Source organism: Streptomyces sp. STR69, assembly GCF_024519455.1.
Classification (GTDB): Bacteria; Actinomycetota; Actinomycetes; order Streptomycetales; family Streptomycetaceae; genus Streptomyces.
Map to the genome: position 1 here is coordinate 130,092 of NZ_JALJRY010000003.1, position 24,728 is coordinate 154,819.

Here is a 24,728-nt window from a genome sequence, read left to right on the forward strand (position 1 = left end):
TCAATGGGTCCGCATCGAAAAACTTTCGATAGCCAAAGGTCACATTGGAGTCACGGAGCACAGGCTTCGCCGTAGGGCTTGACACCCCTTCGGGAGGCTCATAACTTCGCTCTCTGAATCGTTTCATACATACATCGTTTCGTCGCATGTCACAGGAGCCCACAAGTGACCGATCTCGCCGCGGTGAAGGCCGCGCTCAGGACCCAGGCAGTCGAGACGCCGTCGTGGGCGTACGGGAACTCGGGGACCAGGTTCAAGGTGTTCGCCCAGGAGGGTGTGCCGCGGACCCCGCAGGAGAAGCTGGAGGACGCGGCCAAGGTCCACGAGTTCACCGGCGTGGCGCCGACGGTGGCCCTGCACATTCCCTGGGACCGGGTCGACGACTTCGGAGCGCTGGCAAAGTTCGCGGACGACCACGGGCTGAAGCTCGGCGCGATCAACTCCAACACCTTCCAGGACGACGACTACCGGCTCGGCAGTGTCTGCCATCCCGACGCGGCGGTGCGGCGCAAGGCGCTCGACCATCTGCTGGAGTGCGTCGACATCATGGACGCGACGGGCTCCGCGGATCTGAAGCTCTGGTTCGCCGACGGGACGAACTATCCCGGGCAGGATGATCTGAGCGCGCGCCAGGATCGGTTGGCGGAGGCCCTGGCCGCGGTGTACGAGCGACTCGGGGACGGGCAGCGGATGCTGCTGGAGTACAAGTTCTTCGAGCCGGCGTTCTATGCGACCGATGTTCCCGACTGGGGGACGGCTTACGCCCATTGCCTGAAGCTCGGGCCGAAGGCGCAGGTCGTGGTCGACACGGGGCATCACGCGCCCGGCACGAACATCGAGTTCATCGTGGCGACGCTGCTCCGGGAGGGGAAGCTCGGGGCGTTCGACTTCAACTCGCGGTTCTACGCGGACGACGATCTGATGGTGGGGGCGGCGGATCCCTTCCAGTTGTTCCGGATCATGTACGAGGTGATCCGGGGTGGGGGGTTCACCGCGGATGTCGCGTTCATGCTGGATCAGTGCCACAACATCGAGGCGAAGATTCCGGCGATCATCCGGTCGGTGATGAATGTGCAGGAGGCCACGGCGAAGGCGCTGCTCGTGGACCGGGATGCGTTGGGTGCGGCGCAGCGGGGCGGGGATGTGTTGGGCGCGAACGCCGTGATCATGGACGCGTACAACACGGATGTACGGCCTCTGCTGCGGGAGCTGCGCGAGGAGCAGGGGCTTGACCCTGACCCGATCGCGGCGTACCGCTCCAGCGGGTGGCAGGAGCGGATCGTCGCTGAGCGGGTTGGAGGGCAGCAGGCCGGGTGGGGCGCCTGAGCGTCTGCCGGGAATCCGTCGTTTGCGGGTGCGGGTCCGTTGTGGCCGGTCGCGCCGCGCGGCGGAGCCGCATATCGATGCAGCCCCGCGCCCCTGAAAGTCCCCTCTCTCACGTAAGGACCCGAGTTCATGGCTCCGCACCCCGAAGCTGCCGCTCTGCTCGCTCGTTCCAATCAGCTTGGCTCCGATCCCCGCAACACCAACTACGCCGGCGGCAATACGTCCGCCAAGGGCACCGGCACCGATCCCGTGACCGGGGGTGATGTCGACCTGATGTGGGTCAAGGGGTCCGGAGGTGACCTCGGGACCCTCACCGAATCCGGGCTCGCCGTGCTGCGGCTCGACCGGATGCGGGCGCTCGTCGACGTGTACCCGGGTGTGGACCGCGAGGACGAGATGGTTGCCGCGTTCGACTACTGCCTGCACGGCAAGGGGGGTGCGGCGCCCTCCATCGACACCGCCATGCACGGGCTCGTGGACGCGGCTCATGTCGATCATCTGCATCCGGACTCCGGGATCGCGCTCGCTTGTGCCGCCGACGGGGAGAAACTGACCGCCGAGTGTTTCGGGGACACGGTCGTGTGGGTGCCTTGGCGGCGGCCCGGGTTTCAGCTGGGACTGGACATCGCCGCCGTCAAGGAGGCCAATCCGCAGGCCGTCGGGTGTGTGCTCGGGGGGCATGGGATCACCGCGTGGGGTGCGAGTTCCGAGGAGTGCGAGCGGAACTCGTTGCACATCATCCGTACCGCCGCGGCGTTCCTCGCCGAGCGGGGGAAGGCGGAGCCCTTCGGGCCCGTCGTCGAGGGGTACGGTCCGCTCGGCGACGGTGAGCGACGGGAGCGGGCCGCCGCGCTCGCGCCGTACGTTCGTGCCGTCGCCTCCCAGGACCGGCCGCAGGTGGGGCACTTCACCGATTCCGATGTCGTGCTCGATTTCCTCGCGCGGGCCGGGCATCCCCGGCTCGCGGCGCTCGGGACCTCGTGCCCCGACCACTTTCTGCGGACGAAGGTCAGGCCGCTGGTCCTCGATCTGCCGCCCACCGCTCCGCTGGACGAGGCGATCGCGCGGCTGAAGGAGCTGCACGCCGTCTATCGCGAGGAGTACGCCGCCTACTACCAGCGGCACGCCCTGCCCGACTCCCCCGCCATGCGCGGCGCCGACCCGGCGATCGTGCTGATCCCGGGTGTGGGCATGTTCTCCTTCGGCAAGGACAAGCAGACCGCGCGCGTGGCCGGCGAGTTCTACGTCAACGCCATCAACGTGATGCGCGGCGCCGAGGCGGTGTCGTCGTATGCGCCGATCGAGGAGTCGGAGAAGTTCCGCATCGAGTACTGGGCGCTGGAAGAGGCCAAGTTGCAGCGGATGCCGAAGCCCAAGCCGCTCGCCACGCGGATCGCACTCGTCACCGGAGCCGGCAGTGGGATCGGGAAGGCGATCGCGCGGCGACTGGTCGACGAGGGCGCGTGCGTCGTGATCGCCGATCTCAACTCCGAGAACGCGGCCTCCGTCGCCCAGGAACTCGGTGGGTCCGACAAGGCTGTCGCCGTCACCGTTGATGTGACGGACGAAGGGCAGATCAGCGCTGCATTCAAGGCCGCCCTGCTCGCCTTCGGCGGGGTCGATCTCGTCGTCAACAACGCGGGGATCTCCATCTCCAAGCCCCTGTTGGAGACTTCGGCACGGGACTGGGATCTGCAGCACGACATCATGGCCCGTGGTTCCTTCCTTGTCTCGCGTGAGGCGGCGCGGGCGATGATCGCGCAGGGGCTCGGTGGCGACATTCTCTACATCGCGTCCAAGAACGCCGTGTTCGCCGGGCCCAACAACATCGCCTACTCGGCGACCAAGGCCGACCAGGCCCATCAAGTGCGGCTGCTCGCCGCCGAGTTGGGCGAGCACGGGATCCGGGTCAATGGCATCAACCCGGACGGTGTCGTGCGCGGCTCGGGCATCTTCGCGGGCGGCTGGGGTGCGCAGCGGGCCGCGACGTACGGGATCGAGGAGGAGAAGCTCGGCGAGTTCTACGCCCAACGCACCATCCTCAAGCGGGAGGTGCTGCCCGAGCATGTCGCCAACGCCGTCTTCGCCCTCACGGGTGGGGACTTGACGCACACCACCGGGCTGCACGTCCCGGTCGACGCCGGCGTTGCGGCAGCCTTCCTTCGGTGAGCGCCGACATGAAGGCGTACGCCGCGGTCGACCTCGGTGCGTCCAGTGGGCGGGTCATGGTCGGCCGTGTCGGGCCGGACTCCCTGGAGTTGGCGGAGGCTCATCGCTTTCCCAACCGGCCCGTCCGCACTCCGGAGGGGCTGCGCTGGGACATCCTCGCGCTGTACGCGGGCGTTCTCGACGGGCTCCGGGCGGCGGGCTCGGCCACCGGCGGTCGGGTCGACTCCGTCGGTATCGACAGTTGGGCCGTGGACTACGGGCTGCTCGACGCGGACGGGGCGCTGCTGGGCAATCCCGTGCACTATCGGGACGCCCGCACGGAGGGGGTCGCCGAGAAGGTGTGGGCGACCGTGCCGGCGGCCGAGCTGTACGCGTCGACCGGGTTGCAGTACGCGCCCTTCAACACCCTGTACCAGCTGACGGCGGCCCGTGACTCGGCTCAACTGGCGTACGCCGAGCGGCTGTTGCTCATCCCCGATCTGTTGTCCTACTGGCTCACCGGGCAGCAGGGCACCGAGCTGACCAACGCCTCCACGACCCAGCTCGTCGATCCCCGGACGCGCGACTGGTCGTACGACATCGCCTCGCGTCTCGCCATCGACCTCGGGCTGTTCGCGCCCCTGCGGCAGCCGGGGGATCCGGCGGGGGTGCTGCGGGCCGAGGTGCTGGAGGAGACGGGGCTTCGGGGGCCGGTGGGGGTGACGGCGGTGGGGTCGCATGACACCGCGTCAGCCGTCGCCGCTGTTCCGGCTGTTGAGGAGCGGTTCGCCTATATCTGTACCGGGACTTGGTCCCTGGCGGGTCTGGAGCTCGACGCGCCCGTGCTGACCGAGGCCAGCCGGGCCGCCAACTTCACCAACGAGTTGGGGCTCGACGGCACGGTTCGTTATCTGCGCAACATCATGGGGCTGTGGCTGCTTCAGGAGTGTGTACGGGCCTGGGGCGAGCCGGAGTTGGGCGAGTTGCTGCGCGGGGCGGCCAGGGTGCCGGCGCTGCGGTCGGTGGTGGACGCGGGTGACGCGGTGTTTCTGGCGCCGGGGCGGATGCCGGAGCGGATCGCGGACGCGTGCCGTGGCTCGGGGCAGCCGGTGCCGGAGTCGCGGGCCGAGATCACGCGCTGCATCCTCGACTCGCTCGCGCTCGCCCATCGCCGGGCGGTCGATGAAGCCCAGGTCCTCGCCGATCATCCGGTCGACGTCGTGCACATCGTCGGGGGCGGTACGCGCAACGCGCTGCTGTGCCAACTGACCGCCGACGCCTGCGGGTTGCCGGTGGTGGCGGGGCCCACGGAGGCGGCGGCCCTCGGCAATGTGCTCGTTCAGTCGCGGGCCCACGGGCTCGTCGGTGACCTGGCCGGGATGCGGGGGCTGCTCGCCCGTACCCAGCCGTCGACCCGGTACGAACCGCAGGGCGACACCGCCCGCTGGCGGGCCGCGGAAGCCCGGCTCACCGCGCGGTGAACCGGGGCCCGAGGAGAACGGCCTCCGGCTCGGAGGCCCGGCCGGCCGCGCGATGAATCGGGGGCTCCCCCAGAAGCTGACCTCCGACTACGCTGCATCCATCCGATGATCGACCACTAAGGAGCCGCGATGCGTGTCGCCCTGTTCCTGACTTGCGTCAACGACACGCTGTATCCGGACACCGGGCGCGCCGTGGTGAAACTGCTGACCAGACTGGGCGTCGAGGTCGACTTCCCGATGGCGCAGACCTGCTGCGGACAGGCGCACTACAACACCGGTTACCGCCATGAGGCCGAACCGCTCGCCCGGCATTTCTCCGATGTCTTCGGGGAGTACGAGGCGATCGTCACGCCGTCCGGGTCGTGCGGGGCGATGGTGCGGGAACTGTATCCGCGGATGGGGGAAAGGGCCCGGGCGGAGGGGCGCGGGGACACCCTCGCGGCCACGCTGGCGCCGGTCGTACCGAAGACGTACGAGCTGACCGAGTTCCTTGTGGATGTGCTCGGGGTGACCGATGTGGGTGCCTGCTATCCGCACAAGGTGACCTATCACCCCACCTGCCACGGGCTGCGCAGCCTGGGACTCGGTGACCGGCCGCTCAGGCTCCTCCAGGCCGTCAAGGGGCTGGAGTTGGTCGAGCTGCCCGGTGCCGACGAGTGCTGCGGATTCGGCGGGACGTTCGCCGTGAAGAACGCCGACGTCTCGGCGGCGATGGGCGCCGACAAGGTGCGCAACGCCCAGTCGACGGGGGCGGAGGTGCTGTGCGCGGCGGACAACTCCTGTCTGATGCACATCGGCGGCACGATGGCCCGGCTCCACACCGACATGCGGCCCGTCCACATCGCCGAGATCCTGGCCGCCACGGAAGCCTCAAGCGAAGAGGACTCACGCTCATGAGCGGCACGTTCGTCGGTATGCCCGCGTTCCCGGCCTTCCCCGTGGCCGCGCACGAGGCCGTCAACAACCAGACCCTGCGCGGCAATCTGCGGCACGCCACCCACACGATCCGCGCCAAACGCGCCAAGGCCGTCGCCGAGGTGTCGGACTGGGCCGCGCTGCGCGAGGCCGGCAAGCAGATCAAGGACCACACACTCCGTCATCTCGACCGCTATCTGGTCCAGTTGGAGGAGTCGGTGACGGCCGCCGGCGGCGTCGTCCACTGGGCCGCCGACGCGGACGAGGCCAACCGGATCGTCGTCCGACTCGTCCAGGAGACCGGCGAGTCGGAGGTCGTGAAGGTCAAGTCGATGGCCACGCAGGAGATCGGGCTCAACGAGGCGCTGGAGGCGGAGGGGATCCGTGCCTACGAGACCGATCTCGCCGAGCTGATCGTGCAGTTGGGCAAGGACCGCCCCTCGCACATCCTGGTCCCTGCCATCCACCGCAACCGCGGTGAGATCCGGGAGATCTTCGCCCGCGAGATGAGCGAGTGGGGCCGCCCGGCACCAGAGGGCCTGACGGACACGCCCGCCGAACTCGCCGAGGCCGCCCGCCTGCACCTCCGCGAGAAGTTCCTGCGCGCCAAGGTCGGTGTCTCCGGCGCCAACTTCATGGTCGCCGACACCGGCACGCTCGTCGTCGTCGAGTCCGAGGGCAACGGCCGGATGTGCCTCACCCTCCCCGAGACGCTGATCTCGGTCGTCGGCATCGAGAAGATCGTGCCCAGCTGGCAGGACCTGGAGGTGTTCCTGCAGACCCTCCCCCGCTCGTCGACCGCCGAGCGCATGAACCCGTACACCAGCACGTGGACGGGCACGACCGACGGCGACGGCCCGCGCGTCTTCCATCTGGTGCTGCTCGACAACGGCCGCAGCGACACCCTCGCCGACGAGGTCGGCCGCCAGGCCCTGCGCTGTATCCGCTGCTCGGCCTGTCTCAACGTCTGCCCCGTGTACGAGCGGGCCGGCGGCCACGCCTACGGCTCGGTCTATCCGGGCCCGATCGGCGCGATCCTCAGCCCCCAACTCCGGGGCACGGCAAGCGAGATCGACGCCTCGCTGCCGTACGCCTCGTCGCTGTGCGGTGCCTGTTACGAGGTGTGCCCGGTCGCCATCGACATCCCCGAGGTGCTGGTGCATCTGCGGGAGCGGGTCGTGGAGGGCGGGCCGGTGACCCGTGAGGGCAACAAGGTGGTGCTGCGACCCGCAAAGGGGCACGCCGCCGAGCGGGCCGCCATGCGGGCGGCACGCTGGACGTTCAGCCACCCGGGCGCCCTGCGCACCGGCCAGCGGCTCGCCTCCCGCACCCGCCGCTTCCATCCCCGGACACTGCCCGGCCCGGGCAGGGCGTGGAGCGGTACCCGGGAGCTGCCGGCCGTGCCCGCGGAGCCGTTCCGCGACTGGTGGCAGCGCACGCACGGCGGAAAGGACGGTGCCAAGTGAGCAGCAGGGAACGGATCCTGGGCCGCGTGCAGCGCGCGCTCGCGGATGTGCGCGAGGACGACCCGCCGTACGAGCAGGCGGTTCGGCGGGACTATCTGCGGGAGCACGGGAACCGGACCATCGAGCAGACGGTCGATCTGCTCGCCGAGAACCTGGCCGACTACCGGGCCCTCGTGCACTGGTGCACGGAGGCCGAACTGGGCGCCACGATCGCCGGGTTGCTCGCCGAGCGGGGTTCCAGGACGGTCGTCGTACCGCCGGGTCTGGAGCCCTCGTGGCTCGCGGCGGCCGATGTCGAGCGGATCGCGGACCGGGCCGAGAACACCCCGCACGAGCTGGACCGGGTCGACAGTGTGGTCACGGCGTGCGCGGTGGCCGCCGCCGAGACCGGCACCATCGTCCTGGACGGCGGCCCGGACCAGGGCCGCCGCCGGATCACCCTCGTCCCCGACCATCACATCTGTGTCGTACGGGTGCCGGACCAGGTGGTCTCCTCGGTGCCCCAGGCACTCCAACGCCTCGACCCCACCCGCCCGTTGACCTGGATCTCCGGCCCGTCGGCGACCAGTGACATCGAGCTGGACCGGGTCGAGGGGGTGCACGGTCCGCGCACCCTGGAGGTTGTGCTGGTGAGCGATCAGCCGAGTACGGAGGTCAACTCGTAGCTCCCCGAGGGGAGTTCGAATGAGGCGGTGCCGTCCGCGAAGCCCAGGAACTGAACGCCCTCTGCCTCGGACAGGGGTGTGCCGTGCTCGCGGACGGTGGACGGGTCGGCGGCGGGGATGCGAAGGGTCGCCGTGCTGTTGGCGGGGACGGTCGCACGGTACGTCAACTCCCCTTCCCGCGCGGTCCATTCGCTCACGATCTCGCCGTAGGGCGAGAGGTGCGAGCCGGTCACCCGGGTGATCCTGCCGGTGGGGTCGAGGTGCGGCCGGAGGAAGAAGTGGCGGAAGCCCGGGTGGGCCGGGTCCTTGGCGATGCCGGCCATGCTCTCGTACATCCACTCCATGATCGCGCCGTAGGAGTAGTGGTTGAAGGAGTTCATGTCGACCGGGCCGAAGCCGTCCTCCTTGGAGTACGAGTTCCACCGCTCCCAGACGGTGGTGGCGCCGTTCGCCACCGAGTAGAGCCAGGACGGCATCGCGTTCTGGTGGAGGAGGCGGTACGCCAGGTCGACGCGGCCTTCGCCGGTGAGGACGGGCGCGATGACGTTCACGCCGAGGAAGCCGACGGAGAGGGTGTTCTCCGCGTACTGCACGCGGGTGCTGTCGGGGTGGGCCGCCTTGTAGGCCTCGCTGTTGCCGATGTTGTCGGCGAGCAGGGTGACCAGTTGGCGGCGCTGGTCCTCCGTGTCGTAGAAGCCGAGTTTGAGGATCCAGAGCAGGGCGGTCTGGGTGTCGTCCTCGGTCTTGCCCGCGCTGTTGCCGGGTGTGTACGGCGGCGGGTCGCCGAGGCTGGAGCGGACGGTGACCCGGCCCGAACCGGGGTCGGTGGCAAGGTACTTGGTGATGAAGGCCCGCTTGATGCGGGTGAAGAGCTCCTCGTGGGCGGCGGCCTCGGCGGTGCGGCCGGTGGCGTGGGCCATGTCGGCCATCAGGCGGGCGCTGTAGCCGTAGTAGACGTCGCTGATGAGCTGGGTGCTGGTGATCTGGAAGGCGAGCCAGTCGCCGAAGACCGCGCCCCGGCCGGCACAGGTGTCGCCGGTGCGGTCGCGGATCCAGTCGACGTACTTGGTCATCGCGGCCCAACTGCGGTCGATGATCGTGGTGTCGCCGGTCATCTGCCACACCGTCCAGGGCACGACCACTCCGCAGTCCGCCCAGCCGCTCGCCGGGAGCGGCTGGCTGAAGCGGTGGCCGGGGGCGACCCAGGGGAACTGGGCGCCGTCCGCGCCGTAGAGACGTTGCGAGTCGGTCAGGGTGTCCTGGAAGTGGCTGAGGAAGGTGACCGAATCGGCGTTGTACAGGCCGGTGTTGGCGAAGAGCTGGGTGTCGCCGGTCCAGCCGAGGCGTTCGTCGCGCTGGGGGCAGTCGGTGGGGATCCAGAGGTAGTTGCCGCGCTGGCCCCAACGGACGTTGCTGATCAGCTGGTTGACGTCGGTGTCGTCGGTGGTGACGTTGCCGATGTCGCGGAGTGCGGAGGTGGCGACCCGGCCCGTGAGTCCGGTGAGCGTGACGGTTTCGGTCGTGGTGACGGAGACATGGCGGAAGCCGTAGAAGGTCAGCGAGTCCTGGTGGGTCTCGCCGGCCGGGTCGCCCTTGAGGATGTAGGTGCTGGTGGCGCGGGCGGTGCGCAGGTTGGCGCGGTAGACAGAGCCTGCGGGTCCGTCGGCGCCCGCGCTGTCGTCGTTGAGCATCTCCCCCGTTTCGCAGACGACTTGGGCGCCCGCGGGGCCGCGCACGGTGTAGCGGGGCACGCCGACGAGGTTCTGGCCGAGGTCGATGACGGCGGTGTCGCCGGGGTGCAGGGTGACGGAGGCGGTGGCCGCCAGGCCGGGGTCGGTGACCGTGCGGGCGGGGTCGACGACGATCCGGCCCCTGCCGTTCGCACTGCCCTCCTCGTCGGTCACACCGGTGTAGACGGTGACCGAGCACGGCTCGCGGTCCCAACTCGGCACCAGGCGGGCGCTCTCACCGGAATGCGCGACCAACCGGGCTTCGGGGAAAGGGTGGTTGTGCTCCTCGACGGCGGCCCAGCCGGTGGCGTCGAAGCCGTTCGCCGTCCAGCCCGGGAGTTCCTGACGGGCGTCGTAGGTCTGGCCGTCGTAGATGTCGTCGGCGCGGTGGGGGCCGGTGTCGGTGGCCCGCCAGTTCTCGTCGGGCGCGGTGACGATCGTCTGGGTGGAGCCGTCTGTGTAGCGGACGAGGAGTTTGGCCTTGAGGGCGAGGGGGTTGCCGTCGACGGCGTAATAGGGGCTGTTCTCGGAGATGCGGCTGTTGTACCAGCCGTTGCCGAGCACGGCCGCGAGGGTGACCTGTGACGGGTCCTGTGAAGGGTCCGTCAGCAGGTCGGTGACGTCGTAGGTGAAGTAGTCGACGGTGGACTCGTAGTTGGTCCAGCCGGGGGTCAGGAACTCGTGGGTCGTGCCGTCGCCGTGCGGCACCGCGACCCGTTCGCCGTTGACGTAGGCCTCGTACACGCCGAGTGCGGACACATACAGCCGGGCTTCGCTCACCCGCTCGCCGGTCAGTGCGGTCTGGCGGCGCAGGAGGGGCGCGCCCGCGCTGTTCGGCCGCTTGCCGGCCATGCCGATCCACCGCGCGCCGGCCCAGCCGGTGACTCCGTCGGTGCTGAGCAGGCCGGTCTCGAAGTAGGCGGTGGGGGTGGCGGAGACGGCTGCGCCGCGTTCGTCCCACACCGTCACGGTCCAGTGGTAGCGGGTCGAGGCGTGGAGTGCGGGGCCCGCGTAGCGGACCGCGACCGAGTCCGCCGAGTCGACGCGACCGGTGTCCCAGACGTCGGCCCGGTCGTCGGTCAGGTGGCGGGGTGAGGAGGCGACCTGGAGGCGGTATGCCGTCTGCCGCCGGCCACGCGCGACGGACGCCATGCGCCAGCCGAACCTGGGGTGCGCCGCGTCCACGCCGAGCGGGTCGGTGCGGTGCTCCACCGTGAGGCCCGACACCGTGGTGCCGGAAACGGCGACTCCGTCGTTCATGCCCTGTCCCTTCGGCCCGCCGAGAGGTGGAGTTGTATCGGTTCAGTCCGTCCGATGGTCGAAAATAGTGGGGTTGAAGGTATGTGTCCATCTCCTGGACAGCATGGGATTTGAAACATTTCAAAACCGGAACGAGCACGTCACCAGCCAGTAGGCCCCCATTGATGGGCGGTGTCGGACCGGCGCCGCTAGCGTGAGGTCATGATCCGGTTCGAGCAGGTCAGCAAGCGGTATCCGGACGGTACGACGGCCGTGGACGGGCTGTCCTTCGAGGTGTCCGAGGGTGAACTCGTCACGCTCGTGGGCCCGTCCGGCTGCGGCAAGACGACGACCATGATGATGGTCAACCGGCTCATCGAGCCCACCTCCGGCCGGATCCTCGTGAACGGCGAGGACATCGCCTCCGTCGACCCGGTGCAGTTGCGCCGCCGTATCGGATACGTCATCCAGCAGGTGGGCCTCTTCCCGCACCGCACGGTCCTCGACAACACGGCGACCGTGCCGTCCCTGGTCGGCTGGAAGCGGGCGAAGGCGCGGGCCCGAGCCGCCGAACTGCTCGATCTGGTGGGCCTGGACCCGAAGACATACGGGCCGCGCTATCCCGAGCAGTTGTCGGGCGGTCAGCGACAGCGGGTCGGGGTGGCGCGGGCGCTGGCCGCCGATCCCCCGGTGCTGCTGATGGACGAGCCGTTCGGTGCCGTCGACCCCGTGGTGCGGGAGCAGTTGCAGGACGAGTTCCTGCGGATGCAGGCCGCCGTGCGCAAGACGGTGCTGCTGGTCACGCACGACATCGAGGAGGCGGTACGGCTCGGTGACCGTATCGCCGTGTACGGGCAGGGGCGGATCGAGCAGTACGACACCCCGGGCGCGGTGCTCGGCAAGCCGGCGACGCCGTATGTCGCGGAGTTCGTGGGTGCGGACCGGGGTCTGAAGCGGCTGTCGGTCACCGAGATCGAGCCCGACGACCTGGAGCAGCCGCCGGTCGCCCGGGTCGACGAACCGGCGCGGCGGGCGGCCGAGCGGCTGCGGGTCGAGGGCGCGCGGTGGGCCGTGGTCCTCGACGAGCAGGGTGAACTGCAGGGGTGGGTCAAGGCCGACGAACTCACGGCCGGCGGCACGGTCGGCGAACTCGCGCACCGGATGAACGCGTGGGTGCCGGTGGGCGCCCCGCTGAAGCAGGCGTTCGGTGTGATGCTCCAGCACGACGCCGGGTGGGTCGCCGTGCTGGACGGTGCGCGCTTCCTCGGTGTGCTCACTCCGGCGAAGCTGCACGAGGCGCTGCGGCGGTCCGTGGACGCGGACGCGCTCGGAGTGCCGCGCGGGCAGGTGGACTTCGACTCGGTGGCGGACGCCTGAGGGTCGCCTCGCGGGTCAGGAGTAGGTGCTCGCGGGTCAGGAATAGGTGATGGGGCAGCCCTGTCGCAGTGAGTGCTGGGCGGCACGCAGGTACAGGGCCACGTAGAAGGACGTGTCCAGGTCCTCGCTCCAGCGGCCGGGGCGGGTAGCGGCCAGTTCCTCCGCCTCGCCCTCCAGGAACCAGAAGGTGAGCGCGAGGTTCTCGGTCGCCTCCGGTATCTCGGCGGGCAGTTCCAGGTCCGCCGCCAGTCGTTCGGCGAGGGCGAGCACCTGGGGCGCTCCCGCGATCACCGTCTCGTCCGTGTACGCGGAGCCGATCGGCAGCCGTATCTCCGCGTCCAGCGAGACCGGCACCAGCACCGACCAGTCGCCGATCAACTCACGCTCCTCAGGCGTCAGTCGAGCACGGCAGAGCGCGTCGAAACCCTTCATGGACGGGCTCAGTTTCTCCTCGAAGCCCAGGGCCGCGTCCCGCTCCGGCGCGGGTACGTACGGCGGCAGCCCGCGCCGGGCCAACTCCGCGTCGAGCCCCTTGGCGATCGCACCCATCCCCCCTTCCCCCGTGTCCTCACGCAGCCACTCCCCGACACCGACATCGATCAGATAGACACCCATGCCCGAACGGTACAAGCCACCACTGACAATCCCCCGAACCTCAGCTCAACAGGCCCTTCTCCTTCAGATACACCCGCGCCACGTCCTGCGCCAACCGCCGCCAGCTGTCGACCTGTTGATTCATCGATGCCAGGTCGGCCGTAGTGAGGACGCCGTTGAGTTTCCCCAGCGCCTTGGTCACGCCGGGGCTCCCCGCACGGGAGCGGTTGACGACCGGGACGACGTAGTCGGCGTTCTGCAGGTGCTTGTCGTCGGTGAGGAGGACGAGGCCGAAGTCGTCGAGGGTGGCGTCGGTGGTCGTGGTCAGCACCAGCTGGTCCTGGCCGCTCTGCACCGCGCTCTTGGCCTGGGTCGTGCCGACGCCCTTCGGGTCGACGGCGGTGATGTCGATGCCGTAGGTCTTCTTCAACCCCGGTTCGCAGTACGGCCGTTGGACGCACTCGTCGCCCGCCGCGAGCCGCACCTTCAGTCCCGAGGAGCCGAGGTCGCTGAGGGTCTTGAGGTGGTGCTCCCGGGCGTAGGAGCGGGCGACCGCGAAGGCGTTCTGGTCGACGGCCTTGCCTGGGCCAAGGACGGTCAGGCCGCGTGGGGTGGCGAGTTGGCGCAGCGGCTTCATGGTGGTGGCGAGGTCGGGTGAGCCGACGGCAGGTGCGTCGGGGCCGTTGGTCTTGGCGTTGAGCCAGTCGGCGAAGGTGGCCGCGTACTCGGGTACGACGTCGATCTGCCCCGATTCCAGGGCGGGTTCGTAGAGTTCGCGGTTGGCGACGGTAAGCAGCGACGTCCGGTAGCCGGCCCGCTTCAGCAGCAGCGCGTACATCTGGGCGAGCAGGTCGCTCTCGGTGAATCCGGCCGAGCCGATGGCGAGGTGGTGGCTGTCGCCGGGTGGCGCGGTGACGGCGCTCTTGTTCTCCAAGGAGGGTCCGGTCGAGCAGCCGGTGGCTGCCAGGAGCAGTACGGCCGCGACGATGTGCCGCCTCATCGCGCTCCCCTCGCCCAGCGGGGCGACAGTCGCTCGGCGACCTCGAAGACGCCCTCGACGAGCAGCGCGAACACGGCGACGAGGACGGCTCCGGCGACCACCTGTGCCGTGTTGGCGAGATTGAAGCCGGCGGTGATGATGCGGCCGAGTCCGCCGCCGCCCGCCAGTGCGGCGATCGTGGCGGTCGCGACGAGTTGGACGGCCGCGATCCGTACGCCGTTCATCAACAGCGGGAGCGAGAGCGGCAGTTCGACGCGGAACAGCATCTGACGGCCTGTCATCCCCATCCCGCGCGCGGCCCGCACCACATCGCGGTCGACCTCGCGCATGCCGACGTACGCGTTGGTGAGCAGGGGTGGTACGGCGAACAGGACGAGGGCGACGACCGTGGGTCCCTCGCCCCACTTGCCGATCGGGGTGAGGAGCAGCAGTACCAGTACCGCGAAGGTGGGCACCGCGCGGCCGATGTTGGAGATGTTGACGGCGAGCGCGCCGCCCTTGCCGAGGTGGCCGAGGACGAGGGCGACCGGGAGCGCGATCAGGCAGCTGATGACCAGGCAGACGACGGTGAGGACGAGGTGCTGGGCGAGTCGGTGCCAGATGCCGTCGTCGCCCGACCAGTGTGCGGAGTCGGTGAGCCAGTGCCAGGCGTCGGTGAGGGTGTTCATCCGCGCACCGCCCTCGTCCAGGGGGTGATCAGCCGTTGCACGAAGAGGAGCAGCAGGTCGGCGACGATCGCGATCACCACGCACAGCACGGACGCGGTGAGCACCTGTGCCTTGAAGTAGGTGTTCATGCCCGCGTAGATGAGGTTGCCGAGTCCTCCGAAGCCGACGATCGCGCCGACCGTCACCAGCGAGACCGCCGAGACGGTGGCGATGCGCAGACCGGCCATCGCGGCGGGCAGCGCGAGCGGCAGTTCCACGGTGAGGAGGAGGCGGATCGGGCCGTAGCCCATGCCGCGTGCGGCCTGTCGGGTCTCTTCGGGTACGGCGCGCAGGCCCGCGAGGATGTTGCGGACGAGCAGGGTGAGGGAGTAGAGGACCAGTCCGGCTACGACGAGGGTGGCCGAGAGGCCGTAGACGGGTAGCAGGAGCGAGAACATCGCCAGGGACGGGATCGTGTAGAGGACCGTCGTGACGGCGAGTACCGGTCCCGCGGCCCAGCCCCAGCGGCGGGCCACGACCGCGAGGGGCAGTGCGACGGCCAGGCCGATGAGCACCGAAATCGCGGTCAGCTGGAGGTGCTGGCCGACCGCGTCGAGGAGGATGTGGCGGCGGGTGCTCAGATACTCGCCGCAGATCCACTCGTTGCGGGCGAGGCAGTCGTCCGGGGGCGCGGTCACAGGTCCATTGCATCGGGTGGGCGGTGGGGCGGCTCGTTCTGGTGACCCGTACGGGGTGTCGCTGAGTACACCCCTCGATACGGGTTCTGCGCCCAATGTGCGCCGCCCGCCCGCTCCGTAGCGTCGTGGACGAGGCACAGGGCGTGCCGCACGGAGGGTGATGGCGATGTTTCGCACCGCACGACGCACGCACGACAAGGGACCCGCCGCCGAGGCGCTGCGGCTGGTCAAGGTCACCAGGACCTACGGCCATGACGACAGCGCCGTGACCGCGCTGGACGGGGTCACCCTGAGCCTGGAGCGCGGCACCTTCACGGCGGTGATGGGGCCTTCGGGGTCCGGCAAGTCGACGCTGTTGCAGTGCGCGGCGGGGCTCGACCGGCCGGACAGCGGGATCGTGATGGTCGACGGCGCGGAGCTGACGGGCGGGAGCGAAGCCGAGCTGACGCGGTTCCGGCGCGGGCGGATCGGGTTCGTGTTCCAGCAGTACAACCTCCTCGACACGCTCACCGTGGCGCAGAACACCGTGCTGCCGCTGAAGCTGGCCGGCCGGCGCGTCGACCGTGAGCGGGCCCGGGAGGTGCTGACCGCGGTCGGTCTCGGGGACCGGCTCGGCCACCGTCCCGACCAGCTCTCCGGCGGTCAGCGGCAGCGGGTCGCCATCGCCCGCGCGCTGGTCACCGAACCCCGGGTGATCTTCGCGGACGAGCCGACCGGCGCCCTGGACACGCGCAGCGCGCGGGACGTGCTGCTGCTGTTGCGGGAGGCGGTGCGGGTGCACGGGCGGACCGTGGTGATGGTGACGCACGACCCGGTCGCGGCCTCGTACGCCGACTCGGTGGTGTTCCTCGCGGACGGCAGGCTCGCCGGCCGGATGCACGCGCCGACCGTCGACGCGGTCGCCGAGCGGCTGGCGCACCTGGGCGACGACGTGACGGTGGGGGTGTGAGCGATGTTCGTACTGGCGATGCGTTCGATCCGGCAGCGGCCGGGGCGGTTCCTGGCGACACTGCTGGCCGCGTTCCTCGGCGCGGCGATCATCATGACGTTCAACTCGCTGCACGACACGGCGGCACAGCACGGCATCGACTCGGTCAGCTCCGAGACGCTGTCCACGTCGGCGAGTGTCGTCGGCGGCTACGGCACCCTGCTGGTGTTCTTCGCCGTCGCCTCGACGCTGACCGTCAACGTGCGCCAACGGTCGAGGGAGTTGGAGACACTGCGCTGCTCGGGGGCGACCCCGGCCCAGCTCAAACGGATGGTCGTGGGTGAGGCGGTGGCCGTCGCCCTGCTGGGCGCGCTCCTCGCCGTCGGTCCGGCGATGCTCGGCGGACGGGCGCTGCTCGGGGTGTTCCAGAACAGCGGCCAGGTGGCACGGTCCGTGGACTACTCCTTCGGTCCCTACGCGCTGCAGTCGGGCCTCGGCATCACCCTGCTCGCCTCGGCGGGCGCGGCGTTCCTGGCCGTACGGCGGGCGACGCGCGGACGCCAACAGCCGGGCCGGGCGCGGACGTTCCTCGCGTACGGCGCGCTGGTCGCGGGTGTGGTGTCGGTGTCGGCGACCTTCGCGTTCTCCGCGACGGACGCGGCGCTGATGGCGGCACCGGCCTACGGGGCGATCCTGCTCTCGGTGGGACTGGCACTGCTCGCCCCACGGCTGCTGAAGGGCCTGCTCGACCGGCTCCGACTGGCGGGCGCGAGCGGTTGGTTGGCCGTACGCAATCTGCGGCAGCGGGCCGACCAACTCGCCGGGATCCTGATGTCGCTGATCCTTTTCACGGCGGTGTCCACTGCGACGCTGTACATGCAGGCGGTGGAGAGCGACGCGGTGCAGACCTCGGGGCTGACAAAGTCGGTGGACGCGAAGAACCTGGAGACGCTCAACTTCACGGTCGTCGGCATCATCGTGGTCTTCGTCTGCGTGATGCTGGTCAACTCGCTGTACGCGGCGACGACTTACCGCGCCCGGGAGTTCGGCGGACAGCGGCTGGCGGGCGCGACCCCGGGGCAGGTGCTGCGTACGGTGGGCACAGAGACGGCGATCCTCACGGTCACCGGAGTGCTGTCCGGCACGGTGGCCGCGCTGGCCGGGATCATCCCGTTCACCATGGTCCGCACGGACTCGGTGCTGCCGCACCAGGGCCTCGGCATCTGGCTGACGGTCGTCGCGGTGGCGGCGACGGTGACACTGGGGACGAGCCTACTGACGGCACGGCGGGTGCTGCGCACCCCGGCGGTGGAATCGGTGGCGCTGGCCGCGTGAGTCCGGTCGGGGCAGTCGGGGCAGTCGCTACGGCAACTGCCCCTGCCGCACGTCTATTTCACGCCCGCCGCGTCCAGCAGGATCGTCACGGTCTGTGTTGTCAGCCCGTCGTCCAGTGTCTCGACCTTGGCTCCGGCACGGGCACTCGCGCCGTCGAAGATCAGCATCAACTGGCGTGCCAGCAGGGCGGGATCAGGTGCGCCGCCCTGCTCGGCCTGGGCAAGGAAGGCGTCCTGCAACGACTCTTTCGCGGCGCGGGCGACCACGCTCGCCGGATGCTCGGGGTCCTTCAGCTCGACCAGCGCGGCGAGAAAGGGGCAGCCCATGTACTCGGGCCGGGTCGACGCCTTCTCCGCCCGCTCGAAGACGTACAGGATCCGTTCGCGGGGCGTACCGGCGTCGTCCGGGCCCGGCATGAGCTGCGCCGCGTAGCCGGGGGCGCGGCGCTCCAGGCTCGCGGCCAGGACCTCGTCCTTGCTGTCGAAGAGCTGGTACATCGACCGTTTCGAGACTCCGGCGGACCGGCACAGCGCCTCGACGCCGATGGAGACGCCGTCGCGGTAGAAGAGCTCGGCCGCCGCGTCGAGCAGCCGGTCTCGGGGGGACGCCTTGTCTGTCGTGGCCATACTGCGAGGTTACCGCGCCGGAGGCCGAGAGGAAACCGATCGGTGTACAGGCTTGCGCGGCGGCCCGGTCGAGGGTGACAGTGGAGGTGAACAAGCGCTTAGATATGTAGCTGGACGTCGATGCACCGCCCTCGATGCTCCGCCCTCGATCCGCCGGAGGCCCCGTTGTTCCGTTCCGTCGACGAAGTCGCCGCGCGCCTCGCCGAGACCGGCTATCTGGCCTCGCCCGCCGTCGCCACGACCGTGTTCCTCGCCGACCGCCTGGGCAAGCCGCTCCTCGTCGAGGGCCCGGCCGGCGTCGGCAAGACGGAGCTGGCCAAGGCCGTCGCCGAGGTCGCCGGGGCCCAGCTGGTCCGGCTCCAGTGCTACGAGGGCGTCGACGAGTCCCGGGCGCTGTACGAGTGGAACCACGCCAAGCAGTTGCTGCGCATCAGCGCGGGCCGCGACGAGAGCTGGGACGAGACCCGCACCGACATCTTCAGCGAGGAGTTCCTGCTCCCCCGCCCGCTGCTCACGGCGATCCGCGGCGACGACCCGAAGGTCCTGCTGATCGACGAGACCGACAAGGCGGACGTCGAGGTCGAGGGCCTGCTGCTGGAGGTGCTCAGCGACTTCCAGGTCACCGTCCCGGAGTTGGGCACGATCACCGCGACCCGCCGCCCCTTCGTGGTCCTCACCTCGAACGCGAGCCGTGAACTCTCCGAGGCCCTGCGCCGCCGCTGCCTGTTCCTCCATATCGGCTTCCCCGACGAGGAGTTGGAGCGTCGGATCGTACGGCTGAAGGTGCCCGGGCTCGGCGAGACGCTGGCCGAGTCGGTGGTCCGGGTGGTCGGGGCGCTGCGGGAGATGGAGCTGCGGAAGGTGCCGTCGGTGGCGGAGACCATCGACTGGGCCCGCACCCTCCTGGCCCTCGGCGCCGACACGCTCGACGAGACGGTCGTCCGGGACACCCTCGGCGTGCTCCTCAAGCACCAGGACGACATCCTCAGGGCGGCGGCGAAGCTCGACCTGGACGCGGTGTGACCGCCACCGGTGTCGCCGAGCGGCTGACGGGTCTCGTCGGGGCGCTGCGCGCGCACGGTCTGCGGATTGGGACCGGCGAGACCGTCGACGCGGCGCTGGCGATGGAGGCACTCGGGTTCACGGACCGGGAGTTGCTGCGCGAGGGGCTGGCCGCGACGCTGCTGCACGGGAACGCCCAACGCCCCGTGTTCGACCCGGTCTTCGACCTCTACTTCCCGCGCGGCGTCGGAGCACCGCAGGGCGAGCCCACCGGCCGCGACGACCTCCGCGACCGGCTCGCGGCGGCGCTCACCGCCAACGACCGCGCTCTGATGGGGCAGTTGGCGGCGGAGGCCGTCGACGGTTTCGGCGGCTACGGCAACTCCCCCGCGTCGGACGGCTGGTCCTCGCACCAGACCCTGGAGTGGCTGCGACCGCAGACGCTGCTGGCCCGGGTGCGGACGAGCATCCGGGCTCAGGGCGGGGACTCCGGATTCACCGACCGGCTGCTCGACGACGAGATCCGGCAGCGCATCGAGGGCTTCCGGCGGCAGGTCGCCGCGGAGGCGCGGCGCCGGGTCGCCGAGCGGCGCGGCCGGGACGAGATCGCCCGGCGGGCGGTGGCGCCGACGGCCGACCGCGTCGACTTCCTGTTCGCAGGCCGGACCCAACTGGCCGAACTGCGCAGGGCTGTTCAGCCGCTGGCCCGGAAGCTGGCCACCCGCCTCGCCGCCCGCAGGCGCCGAGCGTCCCGGGGCACGATCGATCTGCGTCGCACCCTGCGCGGATCACTGTCCACGGGCGGGGTGCCGATGCGGCCGGTGCTGCGCAGGCGCCGGCCGGTCCGGCCCGAACTGGTGCTGCTGTGCGATGTGTCGGGCTCGGTGTCGGGCTTCTCCGACTTCACGATGCTGCTGGTGCAGGCGCTGCACGACCAGTTCAGCAAGGTCCGCGTCTTCGCCTTCGTCAACCGCCTCGACGAGGTGACCGGGCTGCTCGCGCACGGTACCGCCGACCCCGAGGGCCTGGGCGCCCGCATCCGCGCCGAGGCCACCCTCACCGGCTGGCACGGAAGCAGCGACTACGGCGTGGCCCTGGGCGAGTTCGCGGAGCGCTACGGCGACGCGGTCGGCCCGCGCACGACCGTGTTCGTCCTCGGCGACGCCCGTACCAACATGAGCGACCCGAATCTCCCGGCCGTCCGGCATATTGCCCAACGGGCCCGCCGTGTCTACTGGTTGAACCCCGAGCAGCGCTCCCAGTGGGGCACCGGCGACTCGGCCGCGCCCGGCTACGCGGACCTGGTCGAGATGCACGAGTGCCGGAACGCGAAGCAACTCAGCGCGCTGGTGGGCCGGTTGCTGCCGATCTGACTAGGCGGTCGCCAACTGCGGGTAGAGCGCGCCGCCTTCGGCGGACAGCCCTGCCTTGACCTGGCGGGTCAGGTCGTCGGCCAGGACCTCGAAGGCGTCGGACTCGATGCCGTCGAGGGCCTGTGCCGCAACGCTCTCGGGACTGGACTTGGGCCCGTCGGCATGCGCGGCCATGTCGGTGTCGACGTAGCCGACGTGCAGTCCGGTGACCTCGATGCCGCGCGGCTTCAGGTCCAGGCGCAGGGAGTTGGTCTGCGACCAGAAGGCGGCCTTGGACGCGCTGTAGGAGCCGGCGAGGCCGACCCAGGACAGCACCGAGTGGAAGTTGAGGATGTGGCCGCCGCCGTTGCGCTCGATGATCGGCACGAAGGCGCGCGTGACGAGCAGCGGGCCGTAGAAGTTGGTCTCGAACTCGCGGCGGATGTCCTCGACGGGCGAGTCCAGGAAGTTCGCGTTCACGGCCGCGCCCGCGTTGTTGATCAGGATCGTGACGTCCTGCGCCTGCTCGGCCGCCGCCGCGACGGAGGCGGGGTCACTGACCTCCAGTGCCAGCGGTACGGCGTCCGGGTGAGTGACGGTCTTCGGGTCGCGGGCCGTGGCGTACACCTTCTTGGCGCCGCGCTCGTACAGGGCCTCCACCAGCGCGCGGCCGATGCCGCGGCTGCCGCCGGTGACGAGGACGACGGAACCTTCGATGCTTGTCATGGAAATCTCCGAGAGCTCGGGCAGCCGAGGCAGCCGCAGGGAACGCGGCTTGGAAACCGATCGGTTTACCCACCTCGACCACAGTAAACCGATCGGTTTCCAACGGCAAGCGGGCATGCGGAGGACGCGCGGCCGGCATGCCTCCGGAGCGCGCGATGATGTACGCCATGAGCGACCCGCACAGCGACCCCCGCGTGGAACTGGCCACCTTCCCCACCCCCGTCGAACCGGCGCCCCGGCTGGCCACCGCGATCGGGCTCGGGCCGGACGACCTGTGGATCAAGCGCGACGATCTGACCGGCCTCGGAGGCGGCGGCAACAAGATCCGCAAGCTGGAGTGGACCGTGGGCGCGGCGCTGGCCGAGGGCGCGGACACCCTGGTCACCACGGGCGCCCCGCAGAGCAACCACGCCCGCCTGACGGCCGCCGCCGGAGCCCGGCTGGGCCTTGCCGTGGTGCTGGTGCTGCGCGGATCACCGGGTGTGTCCCGCTCCGGGAACCTCGCCCTGGACGGGCTGTTCGGCGCCCGGATCGCCTGGGCGGGCGAGGTGGACCAGGCCGGACTGGACCGGGCGGCGGCCGAGGTGTGCGAAGAGCTGCGCGGGGGCGGCGCCAGGCCGGCGTTGATCCCGTTCGGCGGTTCCAGCGCGCTCGGCGCACGCGGCTACGCGCACTGCGGCGAGGAGTTGCGCCGGCAGCTCCCCGATCTCCGTACCGCCGTGGTCGCGCTCGGCTCGGGCGGCACGATGGCGGGGCTGGTGATCTCGCTCGGGGTGGAGGCGGTGCTCGGGGTCGACGTCGGCGCGCTCACCGAACCGGCCACCGCCGTAAGCGAGTTCGCGGGTCTGGCCACGCCGGAGGGACTCCGGGTCCGGCGGGACCAGGTCGGCGCCGGCTACGCCACGCTCACCGCGCCGACCGCCGAAGCGCTCACGCTGGCCGCCCGCACCGCCGGGCTCGTCCTCGACCCGACGTACACGGGACGGGCGATGGCCGGTCTGATCGCGGCCGTCCGGGACGGTGACATCAGGCCGGGCGAGCGGACCGTGTTCGTGCACACGGGCGGACTGCCCGGCCTGTTCGGACACGCGGAGGGCGTCGCGTACGCGGAGGGGCAGGTCGTCGAGTACCGGGCATGACATACGCGCCCGACGGGTGCGGTGCCGTGGGGCGCGTACGTCCGAAGGGGCTACGGAGCCTTCGCGTAGTCCGTGGCCATGGCGCCGGCGAAGTCGTACACGATCACCTGCTCGTCGCCGACGACCCACGCGTCATGCCCCGGCGGGCACACGAAGACGTCACCGGGGCCCACTTCGCGCTCGCCGCCGTCGTCCATGAGGAGATGCAACCGCCCCTGGACGACATAACCGTTGTGATGGATCTCGCAGCTCTTGGTGCCCGCGATCGGGGCCACGGACTCGGACCAGCGCCAGCCCGGCTCGAACGTGCCCACCGCGAAGTCGAGTCCGGTGAGGTGGACAGCTTCGAGGTGGCCGCGAGGGAAGTCACGCCGCTCGTCCGGCTTGTCGACCGTCTTCACTTCCAGCATGACGGCTGCCTCCATTCCGGCCGTGCGCAGCACGGCCGGGGCCGGTCTCCGTCTCCCGGCTGCCACGGACGGCACCGGCGCTCCGGCGGGGGCCGCGCCCCACCACTCCATCGTCTTCCTGTCCACCCGGGAGCGCCATTCGGGGGAACGCCGGCGCGGACCGGCTCAGGCCGAACCGTTCGCGCACAACCGCGCGAACCGTTCACTGTCGATGTTGCCGCCGGAGACGATCATCCCGACCCGGCCCGTGAGCCGGCCCGCGCGCCCGGCGAGGAGCGCGGCCAGCGGGGTGGCGCCGCTCGGTTCGACGACGATCTTCAGCCGCTCGAAGGCGAACCGCATGGCGTCCTTGATCTCCTCGTCACTCACCAACGCGATCTCGTCGACGAGCCGCTGGTTCACGGAGAAGGTCAGTTCGCCGGGCATCTCGGCCGCCTGTCCGTCCGCGATGGTGCGCGGCACCGGGATGGACACGCGCCGACCCGCCTCCAGGGACCGCTTGGTGTCGTCCCCGGCCTCCGGTTCGACACCGGTCACCCGGGTGCGCGGGTGCAGCCCCTTGACGGCGGTGGCCGTCCCGGCGATCAGCCCGCCGCCGCCCACGGGCACCAGCACGGCGTCCAACTCCCCTACCTCCTCGGCGAGTTCGAGTGCGGCCGTGCCCTGTCCCGCCATGACGTGCGGATGCTCGTAGGGCGGGATGAGGGAGAGTCCGCGCTCGGCGGCCAGGGCCTCCCCGATGGCCACCCGGTCGCCGGTGTAGCGGTCGTACGTGACGACCTCGGCGCCGTACCCCGCGGTGGCGGCCAGCTTCGAGGCCGGGGTGTCCTCGGGCATGACGATCACCGCGGTGGTGCCGAGTTCGCGGGCGGCGAGGGCGACGGCCTGGGCGTGGTTGCCGGACGAGTAGGCGGCGATGCCCCGGGCCAGTTGCTCCGGGGTCAGCCGGGAGGCCGCGTTGTAGGCGCCGCGGAACTTGAAGGCGCCGATCCGCTGGAAGTTCTCGCACTTCAGGAACACCTCGGCGCCGACGAGTTCGTCCAGGGTGCGCGAGCGCAGCACCGGTGTGCGGTGGGCGACACCCTTGAGCTGCGCGGCGGCGTCACGGATGTCGTCGAGGGTGATGGGCGGGGTGGTGGTCGTCACGCGGGTCCTCCATCGGAAGCGGCGTCGGTGGGTGGGGTGGAATCTGCGGCAGCGGCGGGGGCACCCGTCCCGGAACGGGCCTGGGAGAGGTAGTTGTAGGCGGAGGCGCGGGAGATGCCCAGCCGGGCGGCGACCTGCTCGACGGCCCGGCGCACGGCGAACACCCCGTGCTCGTCGAGGCTGCGGAACAGCTCCAGCCGCTCGGCGCGGCCGAGTTGGACCCACGTCCTGCTCTGTCGGCGCAGCTGATGGTCGTCGACGATGGCCTCCACCACGGAGTCGATGTCGTTGCCGAAGGTGGTCGTACCCGGCGCCTCGACCGCCCCGGTCCCGGCTCCCCCGCCGATCCCGGTGAGTACGGCCTGCGCCTGCTGTACGGCGGTGACGTCGATGTTGACGCACAGCGCGCCGAACACCGCGCCCGTCGAGTCCCGCAGCACCATCGTGGACGACTTGAGCAGCCGGCCGCCCTTGGTCCGGGTGAGGTAGTTCAACTCGTCGTCGGCCTCGTCCCCGCGCGCCAGCACCCGCAGCCCGATCTCACTCATCGCACCACCCACCGAGCGCCCGGTGACCGCGCCTGCGACGGCGACCACCGACTTCTCCGGGTGCCGGTAGTCGTGCAACACGACCTCGCAGACCGGCCCGAAGGTCGCCGCGATCCCCTCGACGACAGGCCCCAACGCACCGACGATCGCGTCCCGTTCGGCGTCCAGGGCAGGGTTGCCGTCCACCTTCACCCCTCTCACGCCTAGACAATCAGTCCAATCACTATACT

Annotated in this window: 22 protein-coding genes; 12 read left to right on the forward strand and 10 right to left on the reverse strand. The window is 70.4% G+C overall.

Annotated elements, in window-relative coordinates:
* Positions 1-165: 165 nt before the first annotated feature.
* The 6 genes from rhaI (at position 166) to OC490_RS06870 (ending at position 8,001) form a co-directional block, all read left to right on the forward strand.
* The gene (gene rhaI, locus OC490_RS06845; RefSeq protein WP_262056912.1) at positions 166-1,326 is read left to right on the forward strand and encodes an L-rhamnose isomerase; all 1,161 of its coding nucleotides are present in this window, start codon (positions 166-168) and stop codon (positions 1,324-1,326) included.
* 129 nt (positions 1,327-1,455) lie between these two features.
* Positions 1,456-3,495 (forward strand): bifunctional aldolase/short-chain dehydrogenase, encoded by a 2,040-nt coding sequence (locus OC490_RS06850; protein WP_262056913.1) that lies wholly within the window; start codon positions 1,456-1,458, stop codon positions 3,493-3,495.
* A gap of 8 nt (positions 3,496-3,503) precedes the next feature.
* Complete coding sequence (locus OC490_RS06855; protein WP_262057186.1) at positions 3,504-4,955, forward strand: rhamnulokinase; 1,452 nt, start codon at positions 3,504-3,506, stop codon at positions 4,953-4,955.
* A 129-nt stretch (positions 4,956-5,084) separates the two neighbouring features.
* Positions 5,085-5,852 (forward strand): (Fe-S)-binding protein, encoded by a 768-nt coding sequence (locus tag OC490_RS06860; RefSeq protein WP_200710112.1) that lies wholly within the window; start codon positions 5,085-5,087, stop codon positions 5,850-5,852.
* A complete protein-coding gene (locus OC490_RS06865; RefSeq protein WP_262056914.1) occupies positions 5,849-7,336 on the forward strand; it encodes a LutB/LldF family L-lactate oxidation iron-sulfur protein in 1,488 nt (495 codons plus the stop codon). The genes OC490_RS06860 and OC490_RS06865 overlap by 4 nt, the downstream gene beginning before the upstream one ends.
* Positions 7,333-8,001: a lactate utilization protein C gene (locus OC490_RS06870; protein ID WP_262056915.1), complete on the forward strand. Its 669-nt coding sequence runs from the start codon at positions 7,333-7,335 to the stop codon at positions 7,999-8,001. Before OC490_RS06865 ends, OC490_RS06870 begins: the two co-directional genes overlap by 4 nt.
* Here OC490_RS06870 and OC490_RS06875 read toward each other — a convergent pair.
* Positions 7,974-10,991, reverse strand: coding sequence for an alpha-L-rhamnosidase (locus OC490_RS06875; RefSeq protein ID WP_262056916.1), 3,018 nt, complete (start codon positions 10,989-10,991; stop codon positions 7,974-7,976). The genes OC490_RS06870 and OC490_RS06875 overlap by 28 nt on opposite strands.
* A 201-nt stretch (positions 10,992-11,192) precedes the next feature.
* Between OC490_RS06875 and OC490_RS06880 the strand changes: the two genes are divergently transcribed.
* On the forward strand, positions 11,193-12,347 hold the full coding sequence (locus tag OC490_RS06880) for a betaine/proline/choline family ABC transporter ATP-binding protein (RefSeq protein WP_262056917.1): 1,155 nt from the start codon (positions 11,193-11,195) through the stop codon (positions 12,345-12,347).
* A gap of 36 nt (positions 12,348-12,383) precedes the next feature.
* Here OC490_RS06880 and OC490_RS06885 read toward each other — a convergent pair whose 3' ends face one another.
* Genes OC490_RS06885 through OC490_RS06900 form a run of 4 tightly spaced genes read right to left on the reverse strand, consistent with a single transcriptional unit; the run spans position 12,384 to position 15,286 of the window.
* Positions 12,384-12,962, reverse strand: coding sequence for a hypothetical protein (locus OC490_RS06885; RefSeq protein ID WP_262056918.1), 579 nt, complete (start codon positions 12,960-12,962; stop codon positions 12,384-12,386).
* A 40-nt stretch (positions 12,963-13,002) separates the two neighbouring features.
* On the reverse strand, positions 13,003-13,941 hold the full coding sequence (locus OC490_RS06890) for an ABC transporter substrate-binding protein (protein WP_262056919.1): 939 nt from the start codon (positions 13,939-13,941) through the stop codon (positions 13,003-13,005).
* Positions 13,938-14,609, reverse strand: coding sequence for an ABC transporter permease (locus tag OC490_RS06895; RefSeq protein WP_262056920.1), 672 nt, complete (start codon positions 14,607-14,609; stop codon positions 13,938-13,940). Before OC490_RS06895 ends, OC490_RS06890 begins: the two co-directional genes overlap by 4 nt.
* The gene (locus tag OC490_RS06900; protein WP_262056921.1) at positions 14,606-15,286 is read right to left on the reverse strand and encodes an ABC transporter permease; all 681 of its coding nucleotides are present in this window, start codon (positions 15,284-15,286) and stop codon (positions 14,606-14,608) included. The genes OC490_RS06895 and OC490_RS06900 overlap by 4 nt, the downstream gene beginning before the upstream one ends.
* Before the next feature lie 166 nt (positions 15,287-15,452).
* Between OC490_RS06900 and OC490_RS06905 the strand changes: the two genes are divergently transcribed.
* Both OC490_RS06905 and OC490_RS06910 read left to right on the forward strand, forming a co-directional pair.
* Complete coding sequence (locus tag OC490_RS06905; protein ID WP_262056922.1) at positions 15,453-16,235, forward strand: ABC transporter ATP-binding protein; 783 nt, start codon at positions 15,453-15,455, stop codon at positions 16,233-16,235.
* A 3-nt stretch (positions 16,236-16,238) separates the two neighbouring features.
* Positions 16,239-17,549 (forward strand): FtsX-like permease family protein, encoded by a 1,311-nt coding sequence (locus OC490_RS06910; RefSeq protein ID WP_262056923.1) that lies wholly within the window; start codon positions 16,239-16,241, stop codon positions 17,547-17,549.
* 53 nt (positions 17,550-17,602) lie between these two features.
* Here the strand turns inward: OC490_RS06910 and OC490_RS06915 are convergent, their stop codons facing one another.
* Complete coding sequence (locus OC490_RS06915) at positions 17,603-18,175, reverse strand: TetR/AcrR family transcriptional regulator (protein WP_262056924.1); 573 nt, start codon at positions 18,173-18,175, stop codon at positions 17,603-17,605.
* Positions 18,176-18,340: 165 nt separating this feature from the next.
* Here OC490_RS06915 and OC490_RS06920 point away from each other — a divergent pair, with 165 nt between their 5' ends.
* Positions 18,341-19,198, forward strand: coding sequence for an AAA family ATPase (locus OC490_RS06920; RefSeq protein ID WP_262056925.1), 858 nt, complete (start codon positions 18,341-18,343; stop codon positions 19,196-19,198).
* Positions 19,195-20,550: a vWA domain-containing protein gene (locus OC490_RS06925; protein WP_262056926.1), complete on the forward strand. Its 1,356-nt coding sequence runs from the start codon at positions 19,195-19,197 to the stop codon at positions 20,548-20,550. The genes OC490_RS06920 and OC490_RS06925 overlap by 4 nt, the downstream gene beginning before the upstream one ends.
* Here OC490_RS06925 and OC490_RS06930 read toward each other — a convergent pair whose 3' ends face one another.
* The gene (locus tag OC490_RS06930) at positions 20,551-21,255 is read right to left on the reverse strand and encodes an SDR family oxidoreductase (RefSeq protein ID WP_262056927.1); all 705 of its coding nucleotides are present in this window, start codon (positions 21,253-21,255) and stop codon (positions 20,551-20,553) included.
* 137 nt (positions 21,256-21,392) lie between these two features.
* Here OC490_RS06930 and OC490_RS06935 point away from each other — a divergent pair, with 137 nt between their 5' ends.
* Positions 21,393-22,394: a D-cysteine desulfhydrase family protein gene (locus OC490_RS06935; RefSeq protein WP_410098590.1), complete on the forward strand. Its 1,002-nt coding sequence runs from the start codon at positions 21,393-21,395 to the stop codon at positions 22,392-22,394.
* A gap of 50 nt (positions 22,395-22,444) precedes the next feature.
* Here the strand turns inward: OC490_RS06935 and OC490_RS06940 are convergent, their stop codons facing one another.
* The 3 genes from OC490_RS06940 to OC490_RS06950 form a co-directional block, all read right to left on the reverse strand.
* Positions 22,445-22,804: a cupin domain-containing protein gene (locus tag OC490_RS06940; RefSeq protein ID WP_262056928.1), complete on the reverse strand. Its 360-nt coding sequence runs from the start codon at positions 22,802-22,804 to the stop codon at positions 22,445-22,447.
* Between the two features lie 165 nt (positions 22,805-22,969).
* A complete protein-coding gene (locus tag OC490_RS06945; RefSeq protein ID WP_262056929.1) occupies positions 22,970-23,950 on the reverse strand; it encodes a threo-3-hydroxy-L-aspartate ammonia-lyase in 981 nt (326 codons plus the stop codon).
* The gene (locus OC490_RS06950) at positions 23,947-24,699 is read right to left on the reverse strand and encodes a transcriptional regulator (protein ID WP_262056930.1); all 753 of its coding nucleotides are present in this window, start codon (positions 24,697-24,699) and stop codon (positions 23,947-23,949) included. The genes OC490_RS06945 and OC490_RS06950 overlap by 4 nt, the downstream gene beginning before the upstream one ends.
* Positions 24,700-24,728: the final 29 nt, after the last annotated feature.

Bases quoted from the DNA above. Each gene is read 5' to 3' on its own strand.
- OC490_RS06850 (WP_262056913.1), top strand. From the start codon at position 1,456: ATGGCTCCGCACCCCGAAGCTGCCGCTCTGCTCGCTCGTTCCAATCAG.
- OC490_RS06910 (WP_262056923.1), top strand. From the start codon at position 16,239: ATGTTCGTACTGGCGATGCGTTCGATCCGGCAGCGGCCGGGGCGGTTC.
- OC490_RS06905 (WP_262056922.1), top strand. From the start codon at position 15,453: ATGTTTCGCACCGCACGACGCACGCACGACAAGGGACCCGCCGCCGAG.
- OC490_RS06895 (WP_262056920.1), bottom strand. From the start codon at position 14,609: ATGAACACCCTCACCGACGCCTGGCACTGGCTCACCGACTCCGCACAC.
- OC490_RS06855 (WP_262057186.1), top strand. From the start codon at position 3,504: ATGAAGGCGTACGCCGCGGTCGACCTCGGTGCGTCCAGTGGGCGGGTC.
- OC490_RS06890 (WP_262056919.1), bottom strand. From the start codon at position 13,941: ATGAGGCGGCACATCGTCGCGGCCGTACTGCTCCTGGCAGCCACCGGC.
- OC490_RS06915 (WP_262056924.1), bottom strand. From the start codon at position 18,175: ATGGCCACGACAGACAAGGCGTCCCCCCGAGACCGGCTGCTCGACGCG.
- OC490_RS06940 (WP_262056928.1), bottom strand. From the start codon at position 22,804: ATGCTGGAAGTGAAGACGGTCGACAAGCCGGACGAGCGGCGTGACTTC.
- OC490_RS06935 (WP_410098590.1), top strand. From the start codon at position 21,393: ATGCCTCCGGAGCGCGCGATGATGTACGCCATGAGCGACCCGCACAGC.
- OC490_RS06885 (WP_262056918.1), bottom strand. From the start codon at position 12,962: ATGGGTGTCTATCTGATCGATGTCGGTGTCGGGGAGTGGCTGCGTGAG.
- OC490_RS06875 (WP_262056916.1), bottom strand. From the start codon at position 10,991: ATGAACGACGGAGTCGCCGTTTCCGGCACCACGGTGTCGGGCCTCACG.
- OC490_RS06860 (WP_200710112.1), top strand. From the start codon at position 5,085: ATGCGTGTCGCCCTGTTCCTGACTTGCGTCAACGACACGCTGTATCCG.
- OC490_RS06865 (WP_262056914.1), top strand. From the start codon at position 5,849: ATGAGCGGCACGTTCGTCGGTATGCCCGCGTTCCCGGCCTTCCCCGTG.
- OC490_RS06930 (WP_262056927.1), bottom strand. From the start codon at position 21,255: ATGACAAGCATCGAAGGTTCCGTCGTCCTCGTCACCGGCGGCAGCCGC.
- OC490_RS06880 (WP_262056917.1), top strand. From the start codon at position 11,193: ATGATCCGGTTCGAGCAGGTCAGCAAGCGGTATCCGGACGGTACGACG.